This window comes from SAR202 cluster bacterium, assembly GCA_016872285.1.
Lineage (GTDB): Bacteria > Chloroflexota > Dehalococcoidia > Lucifugimonadales.
This window is the reverse complement of sequence record VGZZ01000002.1, coordinates 49065-75020: the sequence shown is the minus strand read 5'-3', so window position 1 is coordinate 75020 and position 25956 is coordinate 49065. Positions and strand designations below refer to the sequence as shown.

Genomic DNA, 25956 nt, shown 5'->3' with positions numbered 1-25956 from the left:
TACTAAGTCCTTTCCGCCACGGCCACCGTAATCTCCTTAGGCTGGCCGCCGCGAATTATCCGCACACTCACCCGCTTGCCGATGCGCTCGGCGCTCAGCAGCGCCAGCAGGTCGTCCAGGTGCCGCACCGACTGCCCGTCCAGGGATACGATGGTGTCGCCCATCAGAAGCCCCGCCGCATCGGCCGCGCTGCCCTTCTCGACGGCCACCACCAGCAACCCCGTCTCCTGTCCTGCCTGCCCCGCGACGCCCTCCGACAACCGCGCCGGCTGCGCGCCAATGCCCAGCTTGCCCCGACGGATTCGCCCGTGGGCCTGCAGCGCCTCCACCACTCGATTTATAGTCCCGATGGGTACTGCCAGGGACACGCCTCGCAGTATGGCCGACGTGTTAACTCCCTGTACCTTGCCCTCGGCGTCCACCAGCGGTCCGCCCGAGAATCCCGGATACATAACTAGATCGGTCTGAAGGTATCGGTCCACCTCGCCGCCGGTAGGCGTGCGCCAGCCCTTGCCCAGGGCGCTGACCACCCCCATCGTCGCCCGCACCGACTCCCCGGGCCGCCCCAGCGCCAGCGCCAGGTGCCCCACCCGCAAGTTTTCGATGCTGCCACGGCTCACTGCGGGAAGGCCAATGGCCTTCACCCTGAGGACCGCCAGGTCGGTGGTCGGGTCCCGGCCCACCAGCGCCGCTTGCAGCGACTGCCCGTCCGCAAGGCCCACCTCCAGGTTGTCGTCGCGCTCCAACACGTGATGCGCCGTCACGATGACGCCATCGGCCCACCACACGATGCCGCTGGCTGGTATGCCCCGCCGCCCTTCGACTCGGACCACGCTCGGCGCCGCCTTCGATACTGTCTCAGCCAGCGCGTTGGAAAAGTTAGATAGTAGTTCCGCCATGATGCGCTCCTTAGATAAGGACTGTAGCTATAGCCTAGATCTACCAGTCAGCGGGCGCATGAGCCGTTAGGCGGGGCCGTCGCCTAGACGATTGGTTAGGGCTTGTTTGCAGTCACTCCAAGTAAGCGCTGTGAACCTGGTGACAAGATATGTGTGATAACCTAAGGCTAACCACTCAGCGCGAGCATGGCGTCGGGAAAGCGAAGGTATCATGATTACGCCCATAGGCCCCGAATCAGACCCGTCCCGCGAGTACACCGCTTCCAAGGAAATGCGCCACCGAGAAGAGGCTCAAGCCAAAGAAGGTAGACCCTGGGAGCGCAAGCCCAGCGCCCTCCGCCGAATGACTCTTAAAGATGCCATGTTTATAGCGGGACTAATTGTGGCTTGGGTTGTAGTCCTGTCCCTTATCCTGTCCTTGCTTGGATAGAATTCGCCTACCCCACCATAGGCCTCACCCCCGGCTCTACCGTCACTTCATCTACCACTTCCATAAACAGGTTCCACGGCTCAAAGGACTCCACAAAGGCCTTGGCCTCCTCCATGGATGGCGCACCCTTAACCGCCCTGCCGGGATCGTAGCCGGTGGTGGTGGCGAAGGCGTCGAAGCCCCGGGGCGTTTTTCTTACGCCGCCCAGGGTAACCTTCTCCCCGCCATCTCGCTCCAGCACTAGCTCCTGGCCTGACCTTCTCTCCTGCCAGTAAATCTTCAAAGTCTCCTCCGTCGACGATATATCCTCTAGTCCGACGCTGTCGCCCGTTCCTTGGCCGTCGGCGTGTAGACCACGCCTTCCGACTCCAGCCGCTCCACGTCGGCGTCGCTGTATTTCAACACACGAGTCAGGATTTCGCGGGTGTGCTGGCCTGGGACGGGCGTGGTGCCGACCACCGTCTCGCTGCGGCTCAGCTTGATGTTCTTGCCCGAGACGTACATCTTGCCGGCAACGGGGTCCGGCACTTCTACCAGCAGATCGCGGCCCAGAAGGTGAGGGTCTTTAGCGGCGGCAGGCACGTCGTTGACGGCGTTGACGGGGATGCCTAGGGGGCCGAGCTTCGCCACCGTGTCCGCTGTGGTGTGGCCCAGGAACCACCTTTTCAGCCGTTCTTCCATTACGTCCAGGTTCTTCTCTCGCTCCCGCTTGCCGACGAATCTGGCATCGGTGGCCCATTCCGGCGCGCCGATGACTTGGCAGAAGCGAGGCCATATGTTGTCGCTGGCCGCGGCAATCAGCACCCATCCGTCCTTGGTCTGATATACGTTGCTGGTGCCACGTCCGTTGCCCTCTCGCTTGGTCACAATGCCCCCGCCCAGGTACGCGCTCATCTGAATCTCGGTCATGGTGTAACCGCTGTCCGCCAGGCACACGTCCACGCACTGGCCCTCGCCGGTGAACTGCCGCTCGTACAGCGCCGACAACGCCCCGATGGTAGCGTGCAGCGACGTTATGCGGTCGATAACAGGGTTGTAGCCACGAATGGGCGGCATACCCTCGAAGCCGTTAAGCATCATCATGCCGCTGATAGCCTGGCCGATGGGGTCGAAGCCCACCTGGTCTCGATAGGGCCCGTACTGCCCATAGGCGGATACGTTGACCATAATGATGCCCTTGTTCAGCGACCGCAGCGTGTCATATGAAAAACCCATCTTGTCGATAGTCCCAGGGCGGAAGTTCTGGATAAAGATATCGGAGACTTTTACCAGATCTTTAATAATCTCCTTGCCCTTGTCGGTGCGCATGTTCAGGCCAAGGCTCTTCTTTCCGCTGTTGTACTGCACCCAGTAGGCGCTCTGGCCCCGCACGTAGGGGCCGTTGGAGCGGCTCTCATCGCCGCCGGGCGCCTCCACCTTTATAACCTCGGCGCCCATGCGGGCCATCACCAGCGCCGCCCGCGGCCCCGCCTGATACCTCCCCAGGTCCAGAACTCGAACGCCTTCCAGGGCATGCCGTCGCTTAGCCATGGGCTACTCCTATAGGACAGACTGTCCGTGATGCCTGGCCGGCATCAGCTAGCCATTACTCTAGTGCAGAGCGTCCCGTCCGTCTAGTAGTCCTTGAAAGCCGTCGCAAATAGTTCCAGCGCCCTGATGGAAATGGGGCGCTGGGATAAGACCATTGTTGAGAGGCTTCTATAGCATAGCTAGGACGTTCCGCCGGAAACCCAGACCTGCTGCATCTCCTTTTTAACCTCCTCGGCGGCCCCGGTATCCACCTGATACCCCTGGTCCACAAACTCCTTGACCACTATGCCAGGTATCATGTCCCGCGCCTCGTTGGCTATGGGCGCCAGCTCTCTGAAGTGCTTTGAGGCCACTTCTGCAGTGGATGGCAGATTAAAAGCCAGCGCGGTAGTGTGCAGCATCATGGCGCCTAAAGAAGCGGCGTCCAGGGATGCGTAGGTGTTTCGCAGCACCTTTGAACATTTTTCCGAGCCTTCCGCTTTGCCGGCCATACCCACCATCATGCCCGTCACCCTGTTCATGGCCACCTTCAGCGGCGACATGGTGTCCCCGCCCTGGGCCGTCAGGTTCTGCTCAAGCTCCATAAAGACCCTTCCTACCGCCTGCTGGGCCTTGCCTACCAACTGGTGCGCCTCAGGGTACTGCAGCACCTCTTGCTGAGACGAATGGTTCTTTAGCATGTCTAGGATCTGGCGGTCCAAGGACAGCAGATCGCTGCAATACTGGCGTATAATGTCATTCCGTTCTCGCATGATTTTGTACCTCCCTGGTATCTAGCGGCCCCTATCTCTGGTCGAACTGCCGGCGCTCGCCCCTATCCCAGTCCATGAGATGACACAGCTAGTAATATTGTATGTCCCTAGGGTAATTCTCAATTCATCCAAATGGATGCTCGAAAAAATAGTAGAGGACTAGTACTAAGAAGCGGCGATATCTTAAGCTAGCAGCTCTGTCGGCGGTGTCTAAAGCTTGACGAGTTCACGCTCAAAGGGAGGCGGTTATGGACCTGGGACTCAAGGGGAAAACGGCCATAGTTACCGGCGGCAGCCAGGGCATCGGCAAGGCCACGGCGCTGGCGCTGGCGAGGGAGGGCGTTAACGTAGCGATTTGCGCCCGAGGCGAAGGCCCCTTGCGCCAGGCGGCCCGTGAAATCGCCGACGCCACCGGCGTCAACACCGTCCCCATCCGCGCCGACGTCACCAACCCTTCCGACATCCAGGCGCTGGTAGCTGATGCTGTAAGAGACCTGGGCGGCATAGACATCCTGGTCAGCAACGCCGTGAACTCGGTGCCCGGAGGCGTCCTGACGCTTAAAGACTCGGACTGGATGAACCATATCAGCGTGAAGCTTATGGCCTTTGTGCGCCTGGCCCGCGAGGTGACGCCCCACATGAAGAAGCGAGGCGGCGGGCGGATTGTTGTCATCGGAGGGATGGCGGCGCGGGGCGTCAGCGCCACCAACGCCAGCAACGCCGTCACCAACGCCGGCGTGGCGGCCACCGCCAAGAATCTGGCCGAGGAAGTGGCTAAGGATGGCATCCTGGTGAACTGTATACATCCTGGCACCACGCGCACACCCAGGAACGTCCAACTCGCTCAGGACAGGGCCAGGCTGCTGAACATAACCGTGGAAGAAGTGCGGCGGCAGTCCCTACAGTCTATCCCCATCGGGAGGATGGTGGAGCCGGAGGATATTGCCAGCTTGGCGGTGTTCCTGGCATCTAACAAGGCCGGGGCTATCACCGGCCAGTCCATCGCTGTCGATGGCGGCGCGGGCCGGGGCATCTACTACTGAGCAAGGGCATTAATCTAAATATGTCTTGAAAGCTAAGTAAACCAACAATTCATCCGGAAGCTGTAATCTAAAGCCAAGTTGTAAAGCTTTGTAAAAGCAGATGCTCCTTTTATAGGGATTGGAGTGCCAGTTTCAGCCATAATCAGTTCGCATGCAGTTTTGGCATTCCGCATTCTTTCTCCGTTGATGAATACGTCATTTTGCCTTCCTCGCCCTGCAATAAATATTGAAAGTCCTCGTATTTTACCTTTCTGGTAAAAGTTGCACTGATCAAGCTTGACCGGGGAAAACTGGGAGACTGCGTCTGGAAACGATTTTTGCGCCAGCAAATAGCCGTTAGCTGTAATAAAATATTGACCCGTCAATCTTAAATCGTTACCCCAGATTCCTTTCTTAACTCCAGACTCAAGGGTTCTTTGGTAGTCTTCCTGGTGATTTCTGGAATGTAGAATCGTATAAGCCAAGAGAAAAAACTGTTTTCTGTGGGTTGACTTGCTGTTGGGAGTTAGGCCACACAATAAACTAAGTTTCAGTAATTGGTTTTCTAAAGTCTGGTAATTCATGTCCAATCACCTTCTGGATATTCATGTTTATTCGAGCCGTTTGGTCTTGAAAACGCAATATGGGCTGATTACTTAAAAGACGGCAGGACCTCGTTGGCGAAGCGGACCATATGCCGCTGCATAACTAGAGGGTCGTCAACGGGTATGCCGATGGCGAACTCAGTGACACCGGCGGCCTGGTACTCCTTCACCCGCTTGATAACGTCCACCGGCGAGCCGCTGAGGCTAGCGCTCTCCGCCGTGGGTCCGGTCTTGTTGGCAGGGTCCCAGGTAATGAGCATAGTCGCCGGCATCTTGCCATCCCTGCCCAGCTTGGACGCCTCTCGCCGTACGAATTCCAGGCCCTGCCGCACCTGGTCTGGCGTCAGGCTGTTGGGGTGCCAGGCATCGCCGTAGCGCGCGGCGCGCTTCATGGCCGACTCGCTCATGCCGCCAATCCAAAGCGGGGGGTGTGGTTTCTGAAGAGGCTTGGGCGAGAAATAGGCGTCCGAGAAGTTGTAAAACTTGCCGTGGAATTCCGGCTTCTCCTGGGTCCAGAGCGCCTTCATGGCCCGCAGCATCTCGTTGGCCTGAGCGCCACGACGTTCAAAGGTTGCGCCGATAGCGTCGTACTCCTCCTTTATCCGGCCCACGCCCAGGCCCAGCACCACACGTCCCGCCGAGGCCTGGTCCAGCGTCGCGGCCACTTTGGCGAGCCTGGCGGGGTGGTGGTAAGGCAGCACCAGCACCGACGTGCCCAGCTTGACCTTGGAGGTGATGGCCGCGGCGTAGGTCAGGACAGTCATGGGATCGTAGTAGGGGCGGTTGCCGAGGCCTTTGGCGATGTATCCAATGTTGAACAGGTGGTCGCTGACCCATACCGAGTCGAAGCCCAGCTCCTCGGCTTTGGGCGCGATGCTGATGAGGGCGCGGAAGTCGGTGATACCCTTGTTGGTAGGCAGGCAGATGCCGAATTTCATAGCTCACCCCCTCAGTATTTAGCCCGACGGCCTTTGCCCATCGGCTTTTGTAGAATACACTAGCGAGGCTTAGACTTGGAACGCAAGCCAAACCTCAAGGAGGACGCCATGCAAGAGAAGCTTCCCCCGGTCCAGGATTTGCCGCCCTGGCAGCAGGTGGTCTATCGACACGACCCTAATCTGTTGAAGCTGGTGCTGAGCGTTCAGAACCACGTCCGCAAGGACGGCGGCTTGGACCTCAAGACCAAGACCCTGATGATGATGCTGGGCGACGCCTTCCTGGCCCGACCCCATGGCGTCAAGGTGCTGGCGGACCGCGCCCGCAAGCTGGGCGCCACCGAGCAGGAGATTGCCGAAACCTGCGAAGTAGCGTACTACATGGGCGGGCTGGCGGTGCTGTTCCCCGCCCTCAACGCTTTCGAGCCTGTCCAGTTATAGTTAGATAGGCGGGCGGCGTTTGCGCCAGTCCGTGGCCTGCCCGTAGGTATGGGCGACGCGAAGGAGCAGGCCATCGGAAAAGGGGCGGCCCGCGATTTGCAGCCCAATGGGCAGGTCTTTGCCTGTATAGCTGAGGAAGCCGCAGTGGAAGGTCATGGCAGGCACGCTGGCCAGATTGAAAGCGCCGTTGAGGGCGCGGCGGCCCGTCATCCTGGATAGGGCCTCCTCTTTGCTGAAGATGCCGACCTTGGTGCTTATCAGCGGCGGCGCATCGGAGGAGCCGGGGAGGGCCAGGATGTCCACCTTGTCCAACGCCTCAAAGACCTGGCGGCGAATCATTTCTCGCAGCCGCTGGGCCTTGTAGTAAAGGTTGGCGGGCGTGACCAGGCCCGTGTAGAAGTCGGTGCGGACGTTGTGGTCGTAGTCGCGCGGGCGGGTCTCAAGCCACTGGCGGTGCTGGTGGGCCGCTTCGACCTCGATGAAGATACGGTTTATCGCCGAAGTGTAGGGCATTAGCGGCACCGAGACCTCGCTGATTTTCGCGCCCAGCTCCTTCAGCTTGTCGACGGCCTTGCCGACCACCTTGCGGGTCTCGGGATGGACAAAGTCGGCGTACATAGCCTCTTTGAAGATGCCGACTTTCAACCCCTTGATGCCGCCCTTAAGACCGGCACGGTAGTCGGGCGGAGTGTAGCGGGCGGTGTATGGGTCCTTGGGGTCGTGTCCGGCAATGGCCTGGAGGGTGATGGCGGCGTCCTCGGCGGTGCGGGATACGGGGCCGCCGATGTCGTTAGACCAGGACGCGCCCAGCATCCCGTAGCGGCTGACCAGGCCGTAGGTGGGACGCAGGCCCACCAGTCCGCAGTTGTTGGCGGGGCCGCGAATGGAGCCGCCCGTGTCCTCGCCCAGGGAAGTGGAGCAGAGGAAGGCGGCGGCAGCCACGCCTGATCCGCTGCTGGAGGTACCAGGAGTGCGCTCCAGGTCCCAGGGATTCCGGGGAATGCCCCAGGGGTGAACAACGCTATTGCCCGTGGCGAACTCGCTCAAATTCAGCTTCCCGAGGAGAACAGCGCCGGCGCTATTCATTCGAGCTATTACCGTGGCATCTTCGGCGGGCACAAAATCGCGCAGGACGTTAGAGCCGCCGGTGGTCAGGATGCCCTTGCTCCAGAACTGGTCTTTGACGGCGTAGGGGATGCCGTGGAGGGGGCCGATGTACGCACCCTTGGCGATGGCCTTCTCAGCCTGCCGCGCCGCCTTCAGCGCGTACTCGTCGGTGACGGTGATATACCCGTGGACCTTAGGGTCAATCGCCCGGATGCGCTCCAGGTAGGCCTCCGTGGCCTCGACCGGGGAGACCTCTTTTTTACGGATGAGACTGCCGAGCTGGGCCGCGGTAAGAAAGGGGATGTCGGCCTTTCTCATCGGCGGGCGCGCCTGGCGGCCTTCTTGGTGGAGGGCTTCTTAGCGGCAGTCCGTTTCGCCGCGGGCTTCCTGGCGGGGGCGGCGCCGGCGGCAGGGGGCCACTGGTTGGGGTGGATGATGGGCAGGGGCTCGACGTTCTCCAGGCCCGGCGGATTGAGGTCGTCCAGCAGCTCCTTGAGGGCGTTGATATTGTAGGTGACTTCCGAAAGGTGAGGCTCTTTGATGTCCAAGCCTACGGCCTTAGCCATGGACTTGATGTCATCCTTGGTGAGGTCTGCCATTGGGGCCTCCTGGCTGGATATGGCATCGCTTTAACCATCACAAATGGGCAAGCGATGCGGCCCTATCTTGCATCGGCGGCAGACGGGTGTCAATGAGCGGGCTGTTTACGCGTATTCGTTTTGTGGGGGAGGAACGAATCCCGGGTAACAGTAGGTATGGGGATGTAGGGAGAGGGAGAGTTGGGAATGCGGGTGGAGGTTGTTTCTCGAAAAAGGGGGTGCTTTTGTGTCTAAAACGCCCAAAAACAACCAAAACAACCTCCCGTCGGCTATTCGATTTTCCTTTTAAGGTCTCAGAAAAAAGTTTTTGGGGTAAACGAATCGGATTTCCAGGCGTGGCTCAAGCGTGATTCGTTTCTGAGATGGGGGGAATACGGATAGACTAGGCACACTCCCAGGGTTGCGGGGAGATAAGCTGAAAGGTATGGAAGATTGGAGGGCACGGGGACAGGATAGTGGAGATGAAGAGCTTAAGTAAATGGGCAGATGTCATTAGAAGACACGCGCCGCCTGACAGCGATGTTACGAAACGCTGGGGACGGCCAGGTAGGCTGTAGTGCCCTGGGTTTTGCTGCTTTCCATCCAAAAACCGCCTTGCATGGCCTCCGCTACGCCCTTCACCACAAAGAGCCCCACCCCTAACCCTGTGAACACGTCCTTAACTCCCGCCTTGGGGCCTGCGAAAGAGGCGCCGCTGAAAAGCTGTGTGGACTGGTCAATTCCCTCGCCGTCGTTGGCGACGGCGATAACCACCCGACGCCGCGCCTGCTCGAAATAGGGGGAGATGGAGATGCTGCCTTCCTCGGAGCCGTACTTCAGAGCGTTGCTTATCAGGTTCCACAGGGCCAGGGACAGCAGCATCCTATCCGCCTTGACCTCTGGAAGAGAAAGATGGGTACTGACAGAAATGTCCCGGCCCGCCGTCTGGCACTGGCGCTCGCGAAGAAGCTCGTCCAGGAAGCTTCTAAGATCGATTTGCGAAGGGTTGACGGCCAGCGTACCGGCCTCAATGGAAGCCGTCACTATCAGATTGTTGGCGGTGGTGATGATGCGTTTGGACTCGCGGCAGGCCAGAAGCAGCTGCTGGCGGAAGGCGACATCGATGTCGGTCCGCTTCAGCCACAGGTCGATGTAGCCTGCGATGGACATGAGGGGGTTACGCAGCTCGTGGGCCAGCCTGTCGATGATCTCTTTATGGCGCTCCGGAGGCAGTCCGGGGTCCAGGAACCCGGAGGACGATTGCTTTTCCTCCCGGGGCCAGGGAACTTGCCTGGTTGTCTTGAGGGCCTGGGCGAGGCGATCAATAATCTCCCTGTGAGGCTCCGAGGCTGTACCGGCGGCCAGAAGCGACGGGGACGGCTCCCTACCCTCCCGCGGCCTGGAGGAGGGAGGAGCGGAAGGTCTGGGGGGCCTGATGGTCACAACCACTTGCCTCTCATCTGAGGTGTCTACGACCACGCCTTGCAGGTTAGGAAAATTCTCCTGTATGAGCCGGGCAACCTCTTCTTTTGACGGTAAGTCTGGCAACGCAATGCTTCGCTAGTTCAGATTCGAAAGCCAACGCCGCGCATACACTATAAAGCCGATTTTCATGCCACACCTTTTCCAAACAAATAATAGACCATTTTCTAGAATTTCCATTGGGTAAGCCCATCGACTTTCAGCAAAATAGTCCTAACGGACTAGATGGAAATCGTACCTGAGTGAAGTTCTCAATGGCCTCAACCAGCCTGCCGCCCATATAGCCCTGTCAGGGTCGCTGTGGTAATCTCAGTAGTTGGGGCAATTTCTTGCGAACAACATGGCGTTAGCCACCGCTCGAGTATTCAATCTGCGGACTTTCCAGTCCCTGAAGATCAGGGACTACCGCTTTCATATGCTGTCAGGCCTGTTCCACATGGCCTGCATGAACATGCGAATGGTTGTGGACGGCTGGTTTGTCTATAAGCTCACCGGCTCTGAGGCGCTGCTGGGCCTCACGCTTCTGGCCAACGCCATACCTCCCCTGGTCCTCTCCTTCCTGGGCGGCACGCTGGCGGACCGCGCCCATCGAAAATACATCATGATTGTCTGCCTTATCCTGTCCAGCTTACTGTCGTTATGGATAGCCGTCTCCACCACGGCGGGCATCATTACCTGGCATTACATTGTCATCAGCAGCTTCATCCAGGGCTGCATCATCTCCTTCATGATGCCCGCCCGGCAGTCGCTGATAAACGAGATAGTGGGGCGGGAGCATCTGATGAACGCCGTGGCCCTCAACGGCGCGGTGATGAACGTCAACCAGATTGGGGCGCCGGCCATCGCGGGGTTCATGGTGGCGGCCTCGGGCATCGAAAGCGTGTACTACCTGATGGTGGGCCTGTTCCTGGTGGCTGCCGTCCTTTTCCTGCCTATGAGGGCGGGGAACGGGGCCAAAAGGCCCTCCGGCCAGCCCAGACGCAGCGTCATGGGCGACATTAAGGACGGCCTGGTGTACGTCAGGAGCAATCAGACTCTTTTGATGATACTGATACTCACCCAGATAACCGTCATCCTGGCTATGCCCTTCAGGCTGCTGCTGCCGGTCTTCACCGAGGACATACTGCACGTAGGGCCTGAAAAGCTCGGCATACTGGTCAGCGTATCGGGCGCGGGAGCGCTGGTCAGCTCGCTAATCGTGGCGTCCATGGGAAACAAGAACCGGGGGATAATCTTTTTGCACACAGGCGTCTTCCTGGGGGCTAGCATCATCGCCTTTTCCATAAGCGGGCTCTTCTGGATGTCGCTGCTGATAATGATAGCCGCGGGCTTCGGCCAGGCGGCGCGGCTGACTCTAAGCAACACCCTGCTGCAAAGCTACACCGAGGACGCCTATATAGGCCGGGTTATGAGCCTGTTTATGATGCAGTGGGGCGTCACCAGCCTGGGCGCCTTTATCGTAGCCATCGCCGCCGAGTTTGTGGGGGTGCAGTGGGCGGTGGGGGCCACGGGCGTGATGCTGGTGATGGTCAGCTTTTATTGCTACGCCTTCGCGCCGCGAATACGCAGCTTGCAGTAACGCGGCTACCTGGTGGGCGCCTTCAGCATCGCCGCGATGCCCTGGTAATTCGTCAGCGCCGCCGCGGCCTGGCCGCGCACTAACTCCAGCCTTGTGCCCTGGCCCGCCACGGCGTTGGGGGCCTCCTCCAGCAGATCGACAGGCCGGGTCTTCTGGGCGCACTGGGGGCATCGGGCATTCTCGGGAGGCAGCAGCAAGTCGCAAGTTAGGCACTGGCGGCCCTGATGCTCCGTGTCGGCGTCCATGACGAGGAGGTGGACTGTGCGAAGGTTTAGAGCGCCCAGAATAGGCGCGACGCCGGCTACCGCGTTCCCGCCCTTTTCGGCGCGATTGATCAGGTCCTGCACCAGGGCTTCCTCCTGCTCCCGCTCGACCCGCTGGGCCTCGTCTCGAAGCATGGACAGCACGTCGTTGTCGGAGGCGTAGCCGGGCGCCGGCAGCTCGCCAACCACCATGTCCTTGAAGACCTTCGGCATAGCCTCTTTGAACTTGGTCAGAGACTCGATGGGGCCTGCGAGGAATAACCGCCTGAAGGGCTGCGTCCGCTGCACAGCAGTCAGCTCGTCGATCACCGACTTGAAGTGGCCCTCCATATGCACGTCAATGTGGCGTTCGTGTCGGAGGCCCGCGCCGCCGCCGCCTTCCTTCTTGGAGCCGCCCGGCCCGCGATAAGTGGCGCTTCCGCCGACGGCCTTATGGCTCCCCGGGACGCTGGACGCCAGCCGCCGCGCCTCGCCGATACGCCCCGCCGCCGCCACCAGCAGCCTGGCCTTGTCCTTGGATATGCCGATGAAGGCGACGGGTTCCCACTCGTCCAGCGTCTCCATGATAGGAAGGGCGAAGACGCCGCGGCCAAACCGCGCCCGCTCCCGGGACGGCTGGCTTGGCAGCCACAGCGCGCGCCACTGACTTCCTCCGGAAGCGCTCAATATAAGGAGGCCGTCGCTGCCTGGCGCCAGTCCTTCCAGGTAGGACTCTACCACCTCTCGCTCGGCTTTAAATGGTTTCTCCAAGTGGGTGTCTTCCACGTCGGCGGAGATTTGGTCCAGCATCGACGCCAGACGCAGGCGCGCCTCTTTGGCGGTGTGTTCGGAACGTGTGGTGTCCAGGTATGCTGATAGGAAGAGTTCTTGCGAGTGGATTAAAGGCAAAAGGTCTCGCAGGTTTTCTCGTGTAGCATTGATGGGGTACTGAGTCGTGGTAGCCATAAAAGCCTCCCAAAGCCTTGATGAAAGGGGCCGCGTGTTAACTCGGATATGTTTAAGTGTACGGCGCATAAATATCAGAGAAATCATCAGGCTGGACTAGATTTGCGGCCTCTTGCGGTTCCTGCCGGGGCCTTTTGGCCCTGCCATTGGTTGTCTATAATGCGGCCATGCGATTCGGCACCTTTGTATTGCAGGTAAGCCCGGACCCGGCTAAGGACAGCCAGGTCATCGACCAGACGCTGCGGGAGGCGGAGCTGGCCGACACCCTGGGCTTCGACGTCGTGTGGCTCACGGAGCACTACTTCGCCGGCGACACCGTCTATGCCGACCCGGTGGTCTTCGGCGCGGCGGTGGCGGCCCGCACCAAGCGGATAACTATTGGCTTCGCGGTAGTGCAGATGGCCTTCCACCACCCGGTGAAGCTGGCGGCCCAGACGGCGCTTCTCGACAACCTGAGCCACGGGCGGCTCATCGTCGGGACGGGGCGCGGCTCGGCTTACAACGCCTACGAATACATGGGATTTGGGGTGAGCATGGAGGAGGGGAGGCAGCGGCTGGCCGAGGCCGAGGACCTTCTGCTGAGGTCCTGGACGGGCGAGGACGTGGACTACCAGGGCAAGTACTGGCAGGTGAAGTTTCCGCTGATGCGGCCTCGTCCCTTTCAGAAGCCCCACCCGCCGCTGGTGAGGGCCTGCCTGGGCCGCGATTCGATGTTCGAGATGGCGAAGATTGGGCGGCCGGTGCTGATGGGCGTGGAGACGCCTGAGGAGTTCAAGTTTCGCCTGGATACCTACCGGGACATCATGCTGTCGTCGGGGTTTAGCGAGGAGGCGGCGGAAGGGGCGCTGGACGAGACGTGGGCGCGGAAGTCGCTTTACGTGGCCGACAGCGACGCCGAGGCCCAGGAGGCGTTGCCGCACTTCATGGCGGAGCGGCGGCACATTCGCGAGGCGCGGGAGAAGCACAACCCCAAGGACTATCCGGAGGCTATTCCTGCACCACCCCAGGGCGCCAGCGACCCGTCGAAGTTTTTAATCGTCGGGTCGCCCAGGACGGTAGCGGAGAAGATAGCGGAGCTTAAAGACGCCGGCGTGCGGAACATGCTGCTGGGAATGACGCCGGGGGAGATGCCGAGGGATAGGGTGGCGAAATCGATGCGGCTGTTTGCAGAAAGGGTGATGCCGAGGTTCCGCTAGCCCTTCAGACCAAAACTCTTGCCTGCCAGCTCGGCGATGTAGCTGCCGATGGCGAGGGAGGAGGTGGCGCCGGGCGAGGGGGCGTTAAGGACGTGGATGGCGCCGGGGCTTTCTTCGATGAAGAAGTCGTCCAAGAGGACGCCTTTGCGGCTGACCGCCTGGGCACGGACTCCGGAGCCGCCGCCAACGAAGTCGCTGTCCTTGACGTCAGGCACCAGGCGCTGAAGGTCTTTCACGAACACGCTCTTCATTAGCGAGCGGTGCATCTCGCCCATGCCGATGCGCCAGTACTTACGCGACATGCGCCAGAAGCCAGGGAAGGTGAGGGTAGCCATGGCTTCGGCCACGTTTATCTTGGACCTAGTGTAGCCTTCTCGCGACCAGGCCAGGACGGCGTTGGGGCCGGCGTCCACCTCGCCGGTGACGCGGCGCGTGAAGTGGACGCCCAGGAAGGGAAATCGGGGGTCCGGCACGGGATATATGAGGCCCTTGACCAGGTGGTGGCTTTCGGGCCGGAGGAAATAGTATTCGCCGCGAAAGGGGAGGATGCGGACGTTGGGCGGCACACCCATCATGGCGGCCACCTTATCGCAATAGAGGCCGGCGCAGTTTACGAGGTGCTTGGTTTGGACAGTGCCTTTCGACGTGGTGAGGGATAGACCGCCGTTGACGTGGTTGATGGCGGTGAGTTTGTGGCCGGTGAGTATGGAGCCGCCCGACATCTTGAAGTCCTCGGCGTAGGCGGCGGCTACTGCCTTATAATCGACTATGGCGGTCTTGGGCACCAGCAGAGCTTTTACGCCGACGGCGTGAGGCTCAATCTCCTTCAACGCCTCGCCGCTGATGATTTCCATCCCAGGGACGCCGTTGGCGGTGCCGCGCTTGTACAGCTCTTCCATTCGGCCAAGCTGCGACTCGTCGGTTGCGACGACTACCTTGCCGCACTCCTCGTAAGGTATGGCGTGGTCACGGCAGTATTTCTTCAAAGCGTCCACACCCGCAACGCAGAACTTGGCCTTCTGAGAGCCGGGCTTGTAGTAGATGCCGGAATGAATAACGCCGCTGTTGTGGCCCGTCTGGTGGAAGGCCAACTGCTCTTCCTTTTCCAGCACAGCGACACGCGTTTTGGGGAACCGTCGCGTCAGGGCGCGGGCTGAGGCCAGGCCGATGATGCCCGCCCCTATGACAACGACTTCAAAGTCCAGCGACGCCATAGGCTAGGCCAGCTTGAAGGGGATCTCCAACTCCCCGCACATGTCCTTCAGCCACTTGATAACATCCTTATGGATGGGGATGCCCTTAGCCTGCCGCTCCTTCATCGTCTCCCATTCGACCTGGCCGGGGACCAGCACACGCTCGTGGCCCGGGGCCGGCGGGGTAGACTTGAGGGTGATAACGAAGTCGTCCATCATCTTCTTGAAGTCTTCCAGGTCGGTGAAGGCGTCGATGCGGTAGGCGGCTACCATGTGATAGTAGTAGGGGCGGCCGGGGAAACTGTCGAAGCCGCCGCCGGAGAGGATGCCCGTCAGCACCGTTACCATGGCGCCGAGGCCGTAGCCTTTGTGGGAGCCGCCCTCTCGGGTGCTGCCCAGGGGCAGCAGGGACGGGTGGTTGGTGTCGGGCGGGTCGGCCTCCTCCATAACGGGCGCGCCGTCAGGGCCGGCAAGCCAGCCGGGAAGGAGCTTGCTGCCGTTGCGCCGCGCCACACCGACTTTGTTGCCGGCGATGACGCTGGTGGCGCCGTCGTAGACAAAGGGGAGCTGGGTCTTGCCTGGCGCCGCCAGGCAGATAGGGTTGGTGCCTAGGCGAGGCACCGCGCCAAAGGTGGGCACTACCGACGGCCCGGCGCAGGTCATGGCGACGCCTATCATATCGTGGTCCAGGGCCTTCATGGCGTGGTAGGCAGCCATTCCCATGTGCCGCCCGTTGTGCATTGTCACCATGCCCACGCCGGACTTCTTGGCCTTCTCAATGGCTATCTCCATAGCTTGCGGCGCGATGATGATACCCAGGCCCCGGTCTGAGTCGATGTTGGCGGTGGCCTCGGTCTGGCGGGTGACGCGCCACTTGGGCTTGGGGTTGGTGACGCCCTGGCGGTACTCGCGCACGTAGGTCTTGAACTGGCCGGAGACGCCGTGGCTTTCCACGCCCCGGAGGTCCGTCAAGGTGAGGACGTCGGCGCCCAGCCAGGCCTGGTCCTTGGGCACCTCCAGGCGCTCAAAGATGGCCTGGACCGTGTCGCGAAGGCTATCGGCTTTTACTCTAACAGCCTGGGCGTCGGAGGTATGGAACTGCTTAAGCATGAGTCTCCTTCATCAGCTTTTCGATTGGCATGAATGAGGGGCAAGGGCGCAAAAGGACCCTGGCGGCGCGGGCTAGTCCTTGAATTTGAAGGGCCATCAGATAGGAGCGCGTCTAGGTGGAGCGGACGAACTTCTGTACACGACGCCCCTCCAGCACCTCGCTGACGTAGATGTCGCCGCGGGCGCAGACCCAGATGCCGTGGGCGCCAAAGAACTCGCCGGGCTTGTGGCTGCGGGGCTTGTCCTCGCCCCACCGCGCTAGGAGGTTGCCCTTCAAATCAAGGATACTTACGCGGTCGCCCAACTCCGACACGTAGACGGTGTTGGAGGGGTCAATGTAGATGTCCGTGGGCTGCTTAAAGCCGGTCCACTGGGTAATGTAACGGCCCTCCGGCGTGAAGACCTGGATGCGATGGTTCTCGCGGTCGCAGACCAGGACCCGCTCGTCCTTGTCTACCCAGATGCTGTGGGGCAGGTGGAACTGGCCGGGGCCGGTACCGGGCTCGCCCCAGGACATGAGCAGCTTACCGTCAGAGGAGTACTTGTGGACGCGGCTGTTGCCGTAACCGTCGGATATATAGACCTCGCCGCGCTTACCGAGGGCAACTTTAGTGGGGCGGTTGAAGGGGCCGGCGGCGCGTTTCACGGTGCGGTCCTTTTCAGAATAGCCGGTATCGGAGGGCCGGCCCTTGGCGCCAAGGGTCATCTGCAGCTTGCCGTCGGAGGAGAACTTGAGTACCTGATGCAGGTCAGTATCCACCATCCAGTAGGTGTTGTCGGGCGCGATGGTGATACCGTGGGGGCTGGCGAACTGGCCCTGGCCCCAGGCCCGGAGGAACTTGCCGTTCATGTCGAAGACCTGGATGGGGTGCTTGCTGCGGTTGAAGAGGTGGACGTTGCCCTGGGAGTCGGTGGCGACGCCCGCCACCTGGCCGAACTCATACCCCTCAGGCAGCTTTCCCCAGCCTTCGACTACTTTGTAGCTATATTTACCGGTCCCCACGCTGACCATAAACCCTCCTGCTCGCCCGCCAAGTACGCCTAATTGTGCAGGCGCTGGTAGTGTACCCCAGTAGAAATGAAGGGTCAATGAGCCTATGGTCAGCCCGCTTTTGCTAGACTAATGCTATGGCTGACGAGAAGAAAAAGCCGGCCGTCTATTACGACGGGGAGTGCAAGTTCTGCGCCGCCAGCGTAGGGCTTGTTAAGGGCCGCCAGGAAGATGAATCGATGGAGTATCGGCCCTCCCAGGGCATTGAGCAACTGCCCGCCGGACTGACGCGCCAGGACGTTCATCGACAACTCTGGCTAGTGTTGCCGGACGGTCGCAAATACGGTGGCTTTCATGCGGTGCGACGCCTGGCCTGGCGAAGGCCCTGGTTTTGGCCTCTGGCGGCGCTGTTATGGCTGCCGGGCATGGGCTGGCTCGGACCCGTGGTCTATCGATGGGTGGCACGAAACCGGTACAGGCTTGGGGGCGTCAGGAAGTCCTAATCCTGCCTATGCACCTCAACCTCGAAGGTGTAAGCCTGCCCGCCCGCCCTGACCGTCATAGAGCGCTTCAAGCCGGCATGCCCGATGGGAAACCTCTCGGTCTCGGTCAGAGGCGTCCCCGAGTCGTCAGTGACCAGAAGCGCCGCGCCCTCCACAGCTATTGTAACTCTGGACACGCCGCCCGCCTTGATGCCCTCGACGTGCCGCTTAAACTCCAGCACCAGCTCCTCGCGCTCGGCCAGCAGCGCCTGGGCCTCATTCAAAGTCACAGCCTTAAAGCTGACCTTGTCGCCGGGAAGCGCCTGGGCCAGCTTGCCTATATCCGTGGTTATAATGGCCGCGATTTTGGTGTAGCCGCCGGTAGTGCCCCGGTCCGCCATCAGGACCACGGGTTGGCCGCTGCCAGGAACCTGGACCGCGCCGAAGGGCGCGCCGTCGGAAATGATATCTCCGCTTTTAACGTGCTGAATGCCCTCTCCTTCCAGCCGGATGCCCACCCGGTCCGACTGCCGGCTGACCGTGTAGGTGGAGCTAAGGAAGCTGGCGATGCCCTGGGGGGTGAAGGCGTCCTCCTGGGGGCCCATGATCACTCGCAGCAGATGTAGATGGCCGAAGGCGGGCATAAGGGCTTGAGGCAGCTTGCACCCTCGGCTCAGGGGGCCGGGGCCTTGGAGGGCGGATAAACGGTCGCCTGGCTTGAGGATGCGTCCTTTATATCCGCCGATGGCGGAGCGGGTATAGGTGGAGCGGCTGCCCATGACCACAGGCACATCGACGCCGCCGGGAACAGCCAGGTAGCAGCGCATCCCCGCCTGCGGGCCGTCGAAGGTCAAAAGGCTGCCTGCCTTAATTTTGACGATTCGCCACATCTGGAAGGGCTGGCCGTCGACGCGGGGGCGGAGATCGGCGCCGCCCAGCACAACAGCGGTGTCGGCCAAAAACTTCAGCTTGGGGCCGACCAGGGTTATCTCCAGGCCGGCGGCATCCTCCGGGTTCCCTATCAGGAGATTGGCAAGGCGCAGCGAGTGCGAGTCCATGGCTCCGGAAACCGGGACGCCGTAACGCTGGTAACCGTACCGGCCCAGGTCCTGGACCGTAGTGTGCAGGCCGCCCTCAATAACCTCAATGATTTCCACGACTAGTCCTTGGCCTCGATTTTCACCTGATACGTCCCTTCATCGACCTGCTTTTTGACCCGCGCGTACTCGCCGGCGTCGATGGCGACAAATCGAATATAGTCCCCGGGCTCCACCAGGGAGGGCTTGTCGCGGCTGGCGTCGAAGAACTTCAGCGGCGTGCGGCCCAGGATCTGCCAGCCGCCGGGCGTCTCGGTGGGATAGACGCCGGTCTGTTTTTCCGCCAGGGCCACGGACCCCGCCGGCACCGCCGTCCGAGGCGTCTTCAATCGAGGCGTCGCAATGCGCTCCGACATGCCGCCCAGGTAAGGATAGCCTGGCGAGAAGCCGAGCATATACACCAGATAGTCGGCGCTGGAATGTATCTGGATAACCTCGTCGGTCGACAGGCTATTGTGCTTAGCCACAACCTCCAGGTCCGGCCCCATGTCGCCGCCGTAGAGGGTTGGCACACGTACAACCCTGGCCTTGCCGCGAGCCGCGCCTTCCAGCAGCGAGCCGTGGAGGGCGTGCAGTTTCTTCTGGAGGTCTGACGCCGCGATGACCGAAGGGTTGTAGTAGACCAGAAGGGAGCGGTAGGACGGCGTGAGGTCTACAACGCCGTTGACGGCTTCCTTTTCGACGGCGCGTGCCAGGTTGTGCACCATCCGATTTACGTGAGGGCTAATGCTGTTGCCCAACTCGACCACCAGGGCGCTGTCGCCCGCGGGTATATATCGAGGGCTGGGAAACACGGCGGCTAGACCAACTGGGCCATAGGAACAATCTGGACGCCCGACTTCAGGAGAGTATCCTTAACCTTCCTAGCCATCTCCACCGCCCCTGGGGTATCCCCGTGAAGGCACAGGCTGTCGGCACGCATGTCGATTTCCTTGCCGTTGATGGATGTGGCCTTGCCTTGCGTGACCATTCGGACGCTGCGCTTTACCACCTCGTCCACGTCATGAATGACCGCGCCGGGCTTGGTGCGGGGCACCAGAGTGCCGTCGTCGTTGAAGGCGCGGTCGGCAAAGGCCTCGCGGGCCACCCGCAGGCCCATTTCGTGGGCCAGGCCCACCCACTGGGACCCCGCCAGGGCCACGATTATCATGTCAGGGTCGGTGTCCTTCACCGCCTGGCAGATGGCCCGGGCTAACACCAGGTCCTTCACGGCGGCGTTGTACATGGCGCCGTGAGGCTTCACGTGCTGCAGCTTCTTCTTCTTGGTGAAGGCCTGGAGCGCGCCAATCTGGTAGGTCACGTCTGCCTTGGCCTCTTCCGGGCTTACCGCCATGAACCGGCGGCCGAAGCCCATAAGGTCGGGGTAGCTGGGCTGGGCGCCGATGCCGACGCCGTGGGCTTCGCATAGGCGCACAGTGCGCTCAATAGTCAGCGGGTCGCCGGCATGGAAGCCGCAGGCCAGGTTGGCGGAGGTGATGTACTTGGCCAGGTCGTCGTCAAAGCCCAGCTTGTACATCCCGAAGCCTTCGCCCATATCCGCGTTGAAGTCTATTTTAATAGCCACTGCACGGCTCCTTCACTGGAAGTGAATTGGCGGACGCCTAGTTTGCACTATTATAATGACATCTCAACGCTAGGCAACGCGCGGTTATCCCATAAAGCGCAAAGACCCCTTGAGAATTCCACAGGAAAACTCTTGCTAACGCATGGAACGAAAACCTAGACGGCTAAAGGTCAAAATCGGCGAACGATGGTACGTCGTCGAGGTTGAACGCCTGGATGCTAATCCCATCCAGGTTATCGTAGACGGCGAGACCCTGGAGGTAGACGTGGGGGACTTGGTCCCTTCCAGCGCCCCCGAAGCCGAGGGTGCTGGACAGGCGGACATTGCCTCAGACCCGGGGGACGGCGACACGCTCCGCGCCCCCATGCCCGGCGTTGTTCTGCGTCTCAGCGTACGCCAGGGAGAGCAGGTAGCCCGGAACCAGATAGTGTGCGTCCTGGAGGCCATGAAGATGGAGGTCAATTTGCAGGCCCAGCGCGACGGCGTTATTAAAGCTGTCCACGTTAAGCAGGGGGAGAATGTTGTGATTGGACAGAGGATCCTGGATTTCGTTTAGCTTTCCTATTTTCCTTGGAGGTGACCAGTGTCCTTTGGAACTGTAGCGATTTTGAGCCCCGGCGATATGGGCAGCAATGTGGGGCGGGCGCTCCATCAGCACGGCTACCGCGTCATCACCAGCCTGGAGGGGCGAAGCCAGCGCACTCATGGCCTGGCTAAAAAGGCAAGGATAGAGGATGTAGGATCGCTCGAAGACGTGGTCACGCAGGCGGATATCGTCTTATGTATCATCGTCCCGTCCGAGTCCGTGAGCCACGCCTGGCGAGTGGCCCGCGCCCTGCGTCGCACCGGCGCGACGCCTTACTATGCCGACTGCAACGCCGTATCGCCCCAGACCGTCCAGTTGTCCGAACGCATAATTGCCGACGCCGGCGGCAGGTTCATCGACGCCTCCATCATCGGCGGCGTACCGCGGGAGGGCGCAATGCCCCGGTTTTACGTGTCGGGCGGCCACGCTCCGGTCATGTCCGAGTTCGATGGCAAGGGGATACTGATCCGCAACGTCGGGGACAAGGTGGGACAGGCCTCCGGCATTAAGATGTGCTTCGCCGGGATGACCAAGGGCACCACAGCCCTCCACATCGCTATACTGTCGGCGGCTATGTCGCTAGGGCTGTGGGAGCCGCTGATTATGGAGCTGGAGTACAGCCAGGCGACGGTCTTGCAGTCTATGAACCGGTGGATACCGCCGCTGCCGGCCAAGACCCTGCGATGGGTAGGCGAGATGGAGGAGATAGCCGCCACCTACGAGTCGCTGGGCGCGCCGTCGCACTTCCACCACGGCGCCGCTGAGGTGTATCGAATCCTGGGAACCACGCCTTTCGCGGAGGAGCGGGCGGAAACGGTGGACAAGGGCCGCACGCTGGAGGACACCATCCGCGCCTTTGTCGAGGGGATGGGGAAGGATGGCGCGTCGACGGGATAGCGGGGCATGGCGCGGGCGTATCTCTTGGATACCTGTGGAGATTGGTGATAACCTGTCCATAAATAATTATGAGCGCGCGAGTCAAAAAGGCTAACAGAATGGATTATACCTCCCGAAGGGTGAACCTTTTCACCGAGTCCATCATCCGAGAGATGACCCGTGTCAACAACCAGCACAACGCCATCAACCTGGCCCAGGGCTTCCCGGACTTCGACCCGCCTAAAGAGCTTATCGAGGCCGCCAAGACCGCCCTGGACGGCAACTTTAACCAGTATGCCATTACCTGGGGCGCGCCCCGCCTGCGGCAGGCTCTGGCGGAAAAGTTTGCCTGGTACAACGGCGTCGAGGTACACCCGGATAAGCACGTAACCATCGCCTGCGGCGGGACTGAGGCCATGCTGGCCGCCGTCCTGGCCGTCATAGACCCGGGCGACGAGGTTATTATTTTCGAGCCGTTCTACGAGAACTACGGCCCGGACTCGCTGCTGTCCGGCGGCAAGCCGGTCTACGTGTCGCTGCGGCAAGTGGGCGATTCCTTTCAGTTCGACCGCGACGAGCTCCGCCGCGCCTTCTCCAAGAAGACCAAGGCTATTATCATCAACACGCCCCACAACCCCACGGGCAAGGTATTTTCTTACGACGAGCTGGGTTTCATTGCGGAGCTTTGCCAGGAGCATGACGCCCTGGCTATCACCGACGAGCCTTACGAACACATTCTCTTCGACGGCGAGAGGCATTACAGCATCGCGTCGCTGCCGGGGATGGGGCATCGCACCATTACCGTCAACAGCATGTCCAAGACCTACAGCGTCACGGGCTGGCGCATCGGCTGGGCCATCTGCCTGGACGAAAAGGTATCGGTGGCCATAAGGCGCGCCCACGATTTCATCACCGTCGGCGCCGCCGCGCCGCTCCAGGAGGCGTCCGTCACCGCCTTTCGATTCCCCAGGAGCTATTACGACACGCTGGCCGCCGACTACACAGTGCGCCGCGACGCCATGCTCTCTATCCTGGGCGAGATGGGCTTCGACTACATCACGCCCAAGGGCGCCTATTACGTGATGACCCGCTACCCGGACTGCGGCTACACGGACGACATGAAGTTCTCTATATTTTTGTCCAGCAAGGTGGGCGTGACCCCTGTGCCCGCCAAGGCCTTCTACCATGACGCGGACCTGGCAAAACCCTATATCCGCTTCGCCTTCCCCAAACGGCCCGAGACCTTCGCCAGGGCGCGTGAGAAGCTGTCCAACCTGGCGCAGTACCGCAGAAGCTAGAAGCCGTCGCTCCAAGCGGGCGGACGGCTTCTAGGACGCATCCCAAGTTTTATAAGCGGCAAGGCTGCGCTCCCACCCTGCCTAACAGCTAGTTAAGGCTGACTAGACATTAAGTGTAATCAGGCAAGCGGTTGTGTCATTGCACAAATACTTATTAAAGCGGTAGAGACACGCTGCGGACGAAGGTAGAGTGTACTGACACTCATTTAGAATCCGTATTGGACCTACGGGGGCGGTGTGGCGGAGGTATTGGTGGCAAGGTTTGCTCAATTCACAAGTGAAAAAGATTTGGTTCGTGACGTCCAATTGCTTTCTTCCCACTTGAACTCGTCCCGCCTTCTTTCTCCTAAGATCAAGTGGGGATTGTTCATTCAGGAGCTGGAGCTTTCCGAGCAGCGGGATGCTGAGTACGGCTCTATGCTTCACGAAATTGTCGAGATGCTGGAAGAGATTGAAGACGACATGACGGAGATCTTAGCCCGTGTCGAAACCCTGAAGCGCCTTATGGGCGCGACAATGACCTCGCAGCCAGGCTAGGCGTTATCCGATTGTTGCTCTGACGCCTCTGATTTGGCCGCCCCTACTAGATTACCACCCCGCATAACATCGGCGCCCATTGGCAGGGCTAAAACCGACCCGCGCAAATTAAGCCGCCGCAGTCCATAAACTCAGACCCATCGTGGGAAAGAGCCTACGCAGATAAAAGACAGGTAGAAATGGTACCTACCGCTTGACCTGCTGCTAAGCGGAAAGGTGCCCTATTCAAAAATTCCAGCTAATGAATGTAACCATTGAAGTCACTCAATTGGACAATGGAAGAGCCCGCGTTCGATAGGAATAATTAGACAGGAGATGCTAAACCAATATAAGAACTCGAACAGCGGCGGCAGGCATAGACGCAGGCTGGCGGACAGCAAGGAGGGACTGCGGTCTCATAATGGTATGAGCAAGGAAGTCGAAACAGACCGGCTGGCTGCCAATATAACCGAGGGGAACTCCTCCGGGTCGCTCAATCTGCTCATTGTGGACGACCACAGGACTACCGGCCTGACCTTGAAAGCCGTCCTGGAACGCGAAGGGTTTCATGTCTGGTACGCCTCGGACATTTCCGCGGCTAACAACCTGATAGAAAGAAAAGATTTCAGCATAACCATTGTGGACATGGACCTGGATAGGCACAGCGGCCTGGAAGTCATGCGCACTTTGAAGACTCAGCAGCCCCGGTGCAGGGCCATTGTCCTCACCGGCTTTCCATCAGTGGGAGCAAAAGAGGTGGCCTTCCGGGAAGGCGCCATAGGTTTTCTGGTCAAGCCCTGCGACCTGACGGATCTGATTAAGACCATTGAAAAGGCTTTAAAGTCGTCACGGTCCAAGTCATAGGGTTCTATCGCTAACAAAGCAGGCCGCGACGCCGGCATCGCTTTAGCCCGCCGACTCAAGCTCAATTATTCTGTTCAACTCATAAAAACTGCCGGCAGGTGGGAGCAGGCCGCCGCAGGTGATATAGTAGGCCTCCACACTCTTGAGTACACCACATTCCGCCGTACACCGGGAGGCCCTCCGTGCTTAACGTTCCTATCAAGGTAAAGCTGGACGAAAGCAAACGTTTACTGGAGGAGGCGCGGCGGTACGCCCCTGCCGGCGTGCAGGGCGACGGGCGATGGTACGAGCCTTTCCCCATCTTTATCCAACGCGCCCAGGGGTCTCAGATATGGGACGTGGACGGCAACGGATACATCGACTACCACGGCTCCTATGGCCCCGCCGTCCTGGGCCACAACGACCCGCGGGTCAAGCAGGCCATTCTTGAAACCCTTGATAACGAGGGCGTCCTCTTCGCCACCCCTCATCCCAAAGAGGTGGAACTGACCAGGCTCTTTGCCGAGCTTGTGCCCTGCGCCGAAAAGACGGTCCTTTGCGGCGGGGGCGGCTCCGATCCCATGTACCACGCCGTCCGCGTGGCCCGCGCTTATACCGGCAAGACTAAGATTATGAAGTTTGAGGGCGGGTACCACGGCTGGCACGACTACCTCCTGGCTAGCGTGCGGCCCGACCCCGCGAAAGTCGGCCCCGCCGACGCTCCCCATACCGTCCCCATCTCCGCCGGCGCGCTAAAAGAGACGGTGGACAAGATCATCGTCGCGCCGTTCAATAACCAGGCGGCCGTCGAAAAGCTGGTGCGTAAGCACAAAGACGACCTGGCGGCCATCGTCATCGAGCCTGTAAGCCACAGCGCGGGCTGTCTCATCCTCAAGCCCGATTTCCTCCAGTTCTTGCGAAAGATATGCGACCAGTACGGCATCGTGCTGGTCTTCGACGAGGTTATCACAGGCTTTCGGCATCACATCGGCGGGGCGCAGGCGGTCTTAGGTGTAACGCCGGACCTGGGAGTCTTCGGCAAGGCCATGGCCAACGGCTACGCCATCAGCGCGCTGTCGGGCAAGAACGAGATAATGTCCATGTTCGCGCCGGAGGGGCCGGTGTTCATGTCGGGCACCTACATGGGCCACCTGCTGGGCGTCACGGCGGCGCTCAAGACCATCGAAATCCTCCGTGACGGCCATGTGCACCGGCGATTATGGGATATGGGCGACCGCGTCACCCGCGAGGTCAACGCCGTCATCGACGAGCTGGACATCAACGCCAAATGCGTCAACTTCGGCTCCATATGGAACCTCTACTTCACTCGAAAGGTGGAAAACTACCGCGACATCCAGAACATGGCGTCGCAGCACAAGAACTACGAGAAGGACGTGGCCTACCGCAACACGCTGCTGAACGCCGGCGTCTACCTACAGCCCTACTACACCAGCAGGGGCTTTATATCGGCGGCGCATACGGATGAAGAGATTGCGAGGACTATAGACGTGACGCGGGACTTCCTGACGAAGCACCGGGAGGAGCTGAGGTAATAGGGCATCAAAGAATCATTAGAAGGCGGGGCGTGGAGGGAATCGAACCCTCCTGCGCTCCTCCCACGCTTCAACAGTATTCT

General features: G+C 60.4%; 27 protein-coding genes and 1 pseudogene. 12 read left to right on the top strand and 16 right to left on the bottom strand.

From position 1 onward, the window contains the following. Positions 1-2: 2 nt before the first annotated feature. A complete protein-coding gene (locus FJ320_01215; GenBank protein MBM3924599.1) occupies positions 3-899 on the bottom strand; it encodes a PDZ domain-containing protein in 897 nt (298 codons plus the stop codon). A gap of 211 nt (positions 900-1110) precedes the next feature. Between FJ320_01215 and FJ320_01210 the strand changes: the two genes are divergently transcribed. After that, the gene (locus tag FJ320_01210; protein ID MBM3924598.1) at positions 1111-1329 is read left to right on the top strand and encodes a hypothetical protein; all 219 of its coding nucleotides are present in this window, start codon (positions 1111-1113) and stop codon (positions 1327-1329) included. A gap of 7 nt (positions 1330-1336) precedes the next feature. Here the strand turns inward: FJ320_01210 and FJ320_01205 are convergent, their stop codons facing one another. The 3 genes from FJ320_01205 to FJ320_01195 all read right to left on the bottom strand — a co-directional run bounded on the left by FJ320_01205 (position 1337) and on the right by FJ320_01195 (position 3611). After that, positions 1337-1612 carry a hypothetical protein gene (locus FJ320_01205; GenBank protein ID MBM3924597.1) on the bottom strand — a complete coding sequence of 92 codons (276 nt, stop codon included), beginning with the start codon at positions 1610-1612 and terminating at the stop codon, positions 1337-1339. A gap of 26 nt (positions 1613-1638) precedes the next feature. Next, positions 1639-2859, bottom strand: a complete 1221-nt coding sequence (locus FJ320_01200) for a CoA transferase (GenBank protein ID MBM3924596.1) — start codon at positions 2857-2859, stop codon at positions 1639-1641. A gap of 179 nt (positions 2860-3038) precedes the next feature. Continuing rightward, positions 3039-3611: a hypothetical protein gene (locus tag FJ320_01195; GenBank protein MBM3924595.1), complete on the bottom strand. Its 573-nt coding sequence runs from the start codon at positions 3609-3611 to the stop codon at positions 3039-3041. Positions 3612-3859: 248 nt separating this feature from the next. On the opposite strand from FJ320_01195, the gene FJ320_01190 reads away from it, so the two are divergent. Beyond that, entirely contained in the window at positions 3860-4654 is a 795-nt protein-coding gene (locus tag FJ320_01190; protein ID MBM3924594.1) for an SDR family oxidoreductase, read from the top strand. Positions 4655-4686: 32 nt separating this feature from the next. Here the strand turns inward: FJ320_01190 and FJ320_01185 are convergent, their stop codons facing one another. Together FJ320_01185 and FJ320_01180 are read right to left on the bottom strand one after the other, a co-directional pair. Beyond that, positions 4687-5217 (bottom strand): hypothetical protein, encoded by a 531-nt coding sequence (locus FJ320_01185; protein ID MBM3924593.1) that lies wholly within the window; start codon positions 5215-5217, stop codon positions 4687-4689. 68 nt (positions 5218-5285) lie between these two features. Beyond that, positions 5286-6176: an LLM class F420-dependent oxidoreductase gene (locus tag FJ320_01180; GenBank protein ID MBM3924592.1), complete on the bottom strand. Its 891-nt coding sequence runs from the start codon at positions 6174-6176 to the stop codon at positions 5286-5288. A gap of 108 nt (positions 6177-6284) precedes the next feature. On the opposite strand from FJ320_01180, the gene FJ320_01175 reads away from it, so the two are divergent. After that, positions 6285-6614 (top strand): carboxymuconolactone decarboxylase family protein, encoded by a 330-nt coding sequence (locus tag FJ320_01175; protein MBM3924591.1) that lies wholly within the window; start codon positions 6285-6287, stop codon positions 6612-6614. On the opposite strand, the gene FJ320_01170 is transcribed toward FJ320_01175, so the two are convergent. The 3 genes and pseudogenes from FJ320_01170 to FJ320_01160 form a co-directional block, all read right to left on the bottom strand. After that, complete coding sequence (locus FJ320_01170) at positions 6615-8039, bottom strand: amidase (protein MBM3924590.1); 1425 nt, start codon at positions 8037-8039, stop codon at positions 6615-6617. It abuts the gene before it with no gap. A 14-nt stretch (positions 8040-8053) separates the two neighbouring features. Further along, a pseudogene (locus FJ320_01165) lies at positions 8054-8134 on the bottom strand (histone). Positions 8135-8842: 708 nt separating this feature from the next. Next, on the bottom strand, positions 8843-9742 hold the full coding sequence (locus FJ320_01160) for a HAMP domain-containing histidine kinase (GenBank protein ID MBM3924589.1): 900 nt from the start codon (positions 9740-9742) through the stop codon (positions 8843-8845). Between the two features lie 379 nt (positions 9743-10121). Between FJ320_01160 and FJ320_01155 the strand changes: the two genes are divergently transcribed. Further along, entirely contained in the window at positions 10122-11360 is a 1239-nt protein-coding gene (locus FJ320_01155; GenBank protein MBM3924588.1) for an MFS transporter, read from the top strand. A 5-nt stretch (positions 11361-11365) separates the two neighbouring features. On the opposite strand, the gene FJ320_01150 is transcribed toward FJ320_01155, so the two are convergent. Further along, positions 11366-12568: a hypothetical protein gene (locus tag FJ320_01150; GenBank protein MBM3924587.1), complete on the bottom strand. Its 1203-nt coding sequence runs from the start codon at positions 12566-12568 to the stop codon at positions 11366-11368. 167 nt (positions 12569-12735) lie between these two features. Between FJ320_01150 and FJ320_01145 the strand changes: the two genes are divergently transcribed. Then, positions 12736-13764 carry an LLM class flavin-dependent oxidoreductase gene (locus FJ320_01145; protein MBM3924586.1) on the top strand — a complete coding sequence of 343 codons (1029 nt, stop codon included), beginning with the start codon at positions 12736-12738 and terminating at the stop codon, positions 13762-13764. On the opposite strand, the gene lhgO is transcribed toward FJ320_01145, so the two are convergent. The 3 genes from lhgO to FJ320_01130 all read right to left on the bottom strand — a co-directional run bounded on the left by lhgO (position 13761) and on the right by FJ320_01130 (position 17079). After that, positions 13761-14978 carry an L-2-hydroxyglutarate oxidase gene (lhgO, locus tag FJ320_01140; GenBank protein ID MBM3924585.1) on the bottom strand — a complete coding sequence of 406 codons (1218 nt, stop codon included), beginning with the start codon at positions 14976-14978 and terminating at the stop codon, positions 13761-13763. The genes FJ320_01145 and lhgO overlap by 4 nt on opposite strands. A gap of 3 nt (positions 14979-14981) precedes the next feature. Further along, the gene (locus tag FJ320_01135) at positions 14982-16067 is read right to left on the bottom strand and encodes an Ldh family oxidoreductase (protein MBM3924584.1); all 1086 of its coding nucleotides are present in this window, start codon (positions 16065-16067) and stop codon (positions 14982-14984) included. Between the two features lie 112 nt (positions 16068-16179). Then, on the bottom strand, positions 16180-17079 hold the full coding sequence (locus FJ320_01130; protein ID MBM3924583.1) for a hypothetical protein: 900 nt from the start codon (positions 17077-17079) through the stop codon (positions 16180-16182). Between the two features lie 116 nt (positions 17080-17195). Between FJ320_01130 and FJ320_01125 the strand changes: the two genes are divergently transcribed. Continuing rightward, positions 17196-17561: a DUF393 domain-containing protein gene (locus FJ320_01125; protein ID MBM3924582.1), complete on the top strand. Its 366-nt coding sequence runs from the start codon at positions 17196-17198 to the stop codon at positions 17559-17561. Here the strand turns inward: FJ320_01125 and FJ320_01120 are convergent. The 3 genes from FJ320_01120 to FJ320_01110 are packed head-to-tail and all read right to left on the bottom strand — an operon-like array spanning position 17558 to position 20195. Further along, the gene (locus FJ320_01120; protein MBM3924581.1) at positions 17558-18691 is read right to left on the bottom strand and encodes a biotin-dependent carboxyltransferase family protein; all 1134 of its coding nucleotides are present in this window, start codon (positions 18689-18691) and stop codon (positions 17558-17560) included. The two genes, FJ320_01125 and FJ320_01120, sit on opposite strands and share 4 nt — an antisense overlap. Before the next feature lie 8 nt (positions 18692-18699). Next, positions 18700-19431, bottom strand: a complete 732-nt coding sequence (pxpB, locus tag FJ320_01115) for a 5-oxoprolinase subunit PxpB (GenBank protein ID MBM3924580.1) — start codon at positions 19429-19431, stop codon at positions 18700-18702. A 5-nt stretch (positions 19432-19436) separates the two neighbouring features. Beyond that, positions 19437-20195, bottom strand: a complete 759-nt coding sequence (locus tag FJ320_01110; GenBank protein MBM3924579.1) for a LamB/YcsF family protein — start codon at positions 20193-20195, stop codon at positions 19437-19439. A gap of 148 nt (positions 20196-20343) precedes the next feature. On the opposite strand from FJ320_01110, the gene FJ320_01105 reads away from it, so the two are divergent. The 6 genes from FJ320_01105 to FJ320_01080 all read left to right on the top strand — a co-directional run bounded on the left by FJ320_01105 (position 20344) and on the right by FJ320_01080 (position 25873). Then, positions 20344-20757: a hypothetical protein gene (locus tag FJ320_01105; protein MBM3924578.1), complete on the top strand. Its 414-nt coding sequence runs from the start codon at positions 20344-20346 to the stop codon at positions 20755-20757. Between the two features lie 27 nt (positions 20758-20784). Further along, positions 20785-21684, top strand: coding sequence for an NAD(P)-dependent oxidoreductase (locus FJ320_01100; GenBank protein ID MBM3924577.1), 900 nt, complete (start codon positions 20785-20787; stop codon positions 21682-21684). A gap of 98 nt (positions 21685-21782) precedes the next feature. Beyond that, positions 21783-22961: an aminotransferase class I/II-fold pyridoxal phosphate-dependent enzyme gene (locus FJ320_01095; GenBank protein ID MBM3924576.1), complete on the top strand. Its 1179-nt coding sequence runs from the start codon at positions 21783-21785 to the stop codon at positions 22959-22961. Between the two features lie 237 nt (positions 22962-23198). After that, positions 23199-23498 (top strand): hypothetical protein, encoded by a 300-nt coding sequence (locus FJ320_01090; GenBank protein MBM3924575.1) that lies wholly within the window; start codon positions 23199-23201, stop codon positions 23496-23498. 315 nt (positions 23499-23813) lie between these two features. After that, positions 23814-24341, top strand: coding sequence for a response regulator (locus FJ320_01085; protein MBM3924574.1), 528 nt, complete (start codon positions 23814-23816; stop codon positions 24339-24341). Between the two features lie 155 nt (positions 24342-24496). Further along, entirely contained in the window at positions 24497-25873 is a 1377-nt protein-coding gene (locus FJ320_01080) for an aminotransferase class III-fold pyridoxal phosphate-dependent enzyme (GenBank protein ID MBM3924573.1), read from the top strand. Positions 25874-25956: the final 83 nt, after the last annotated feature.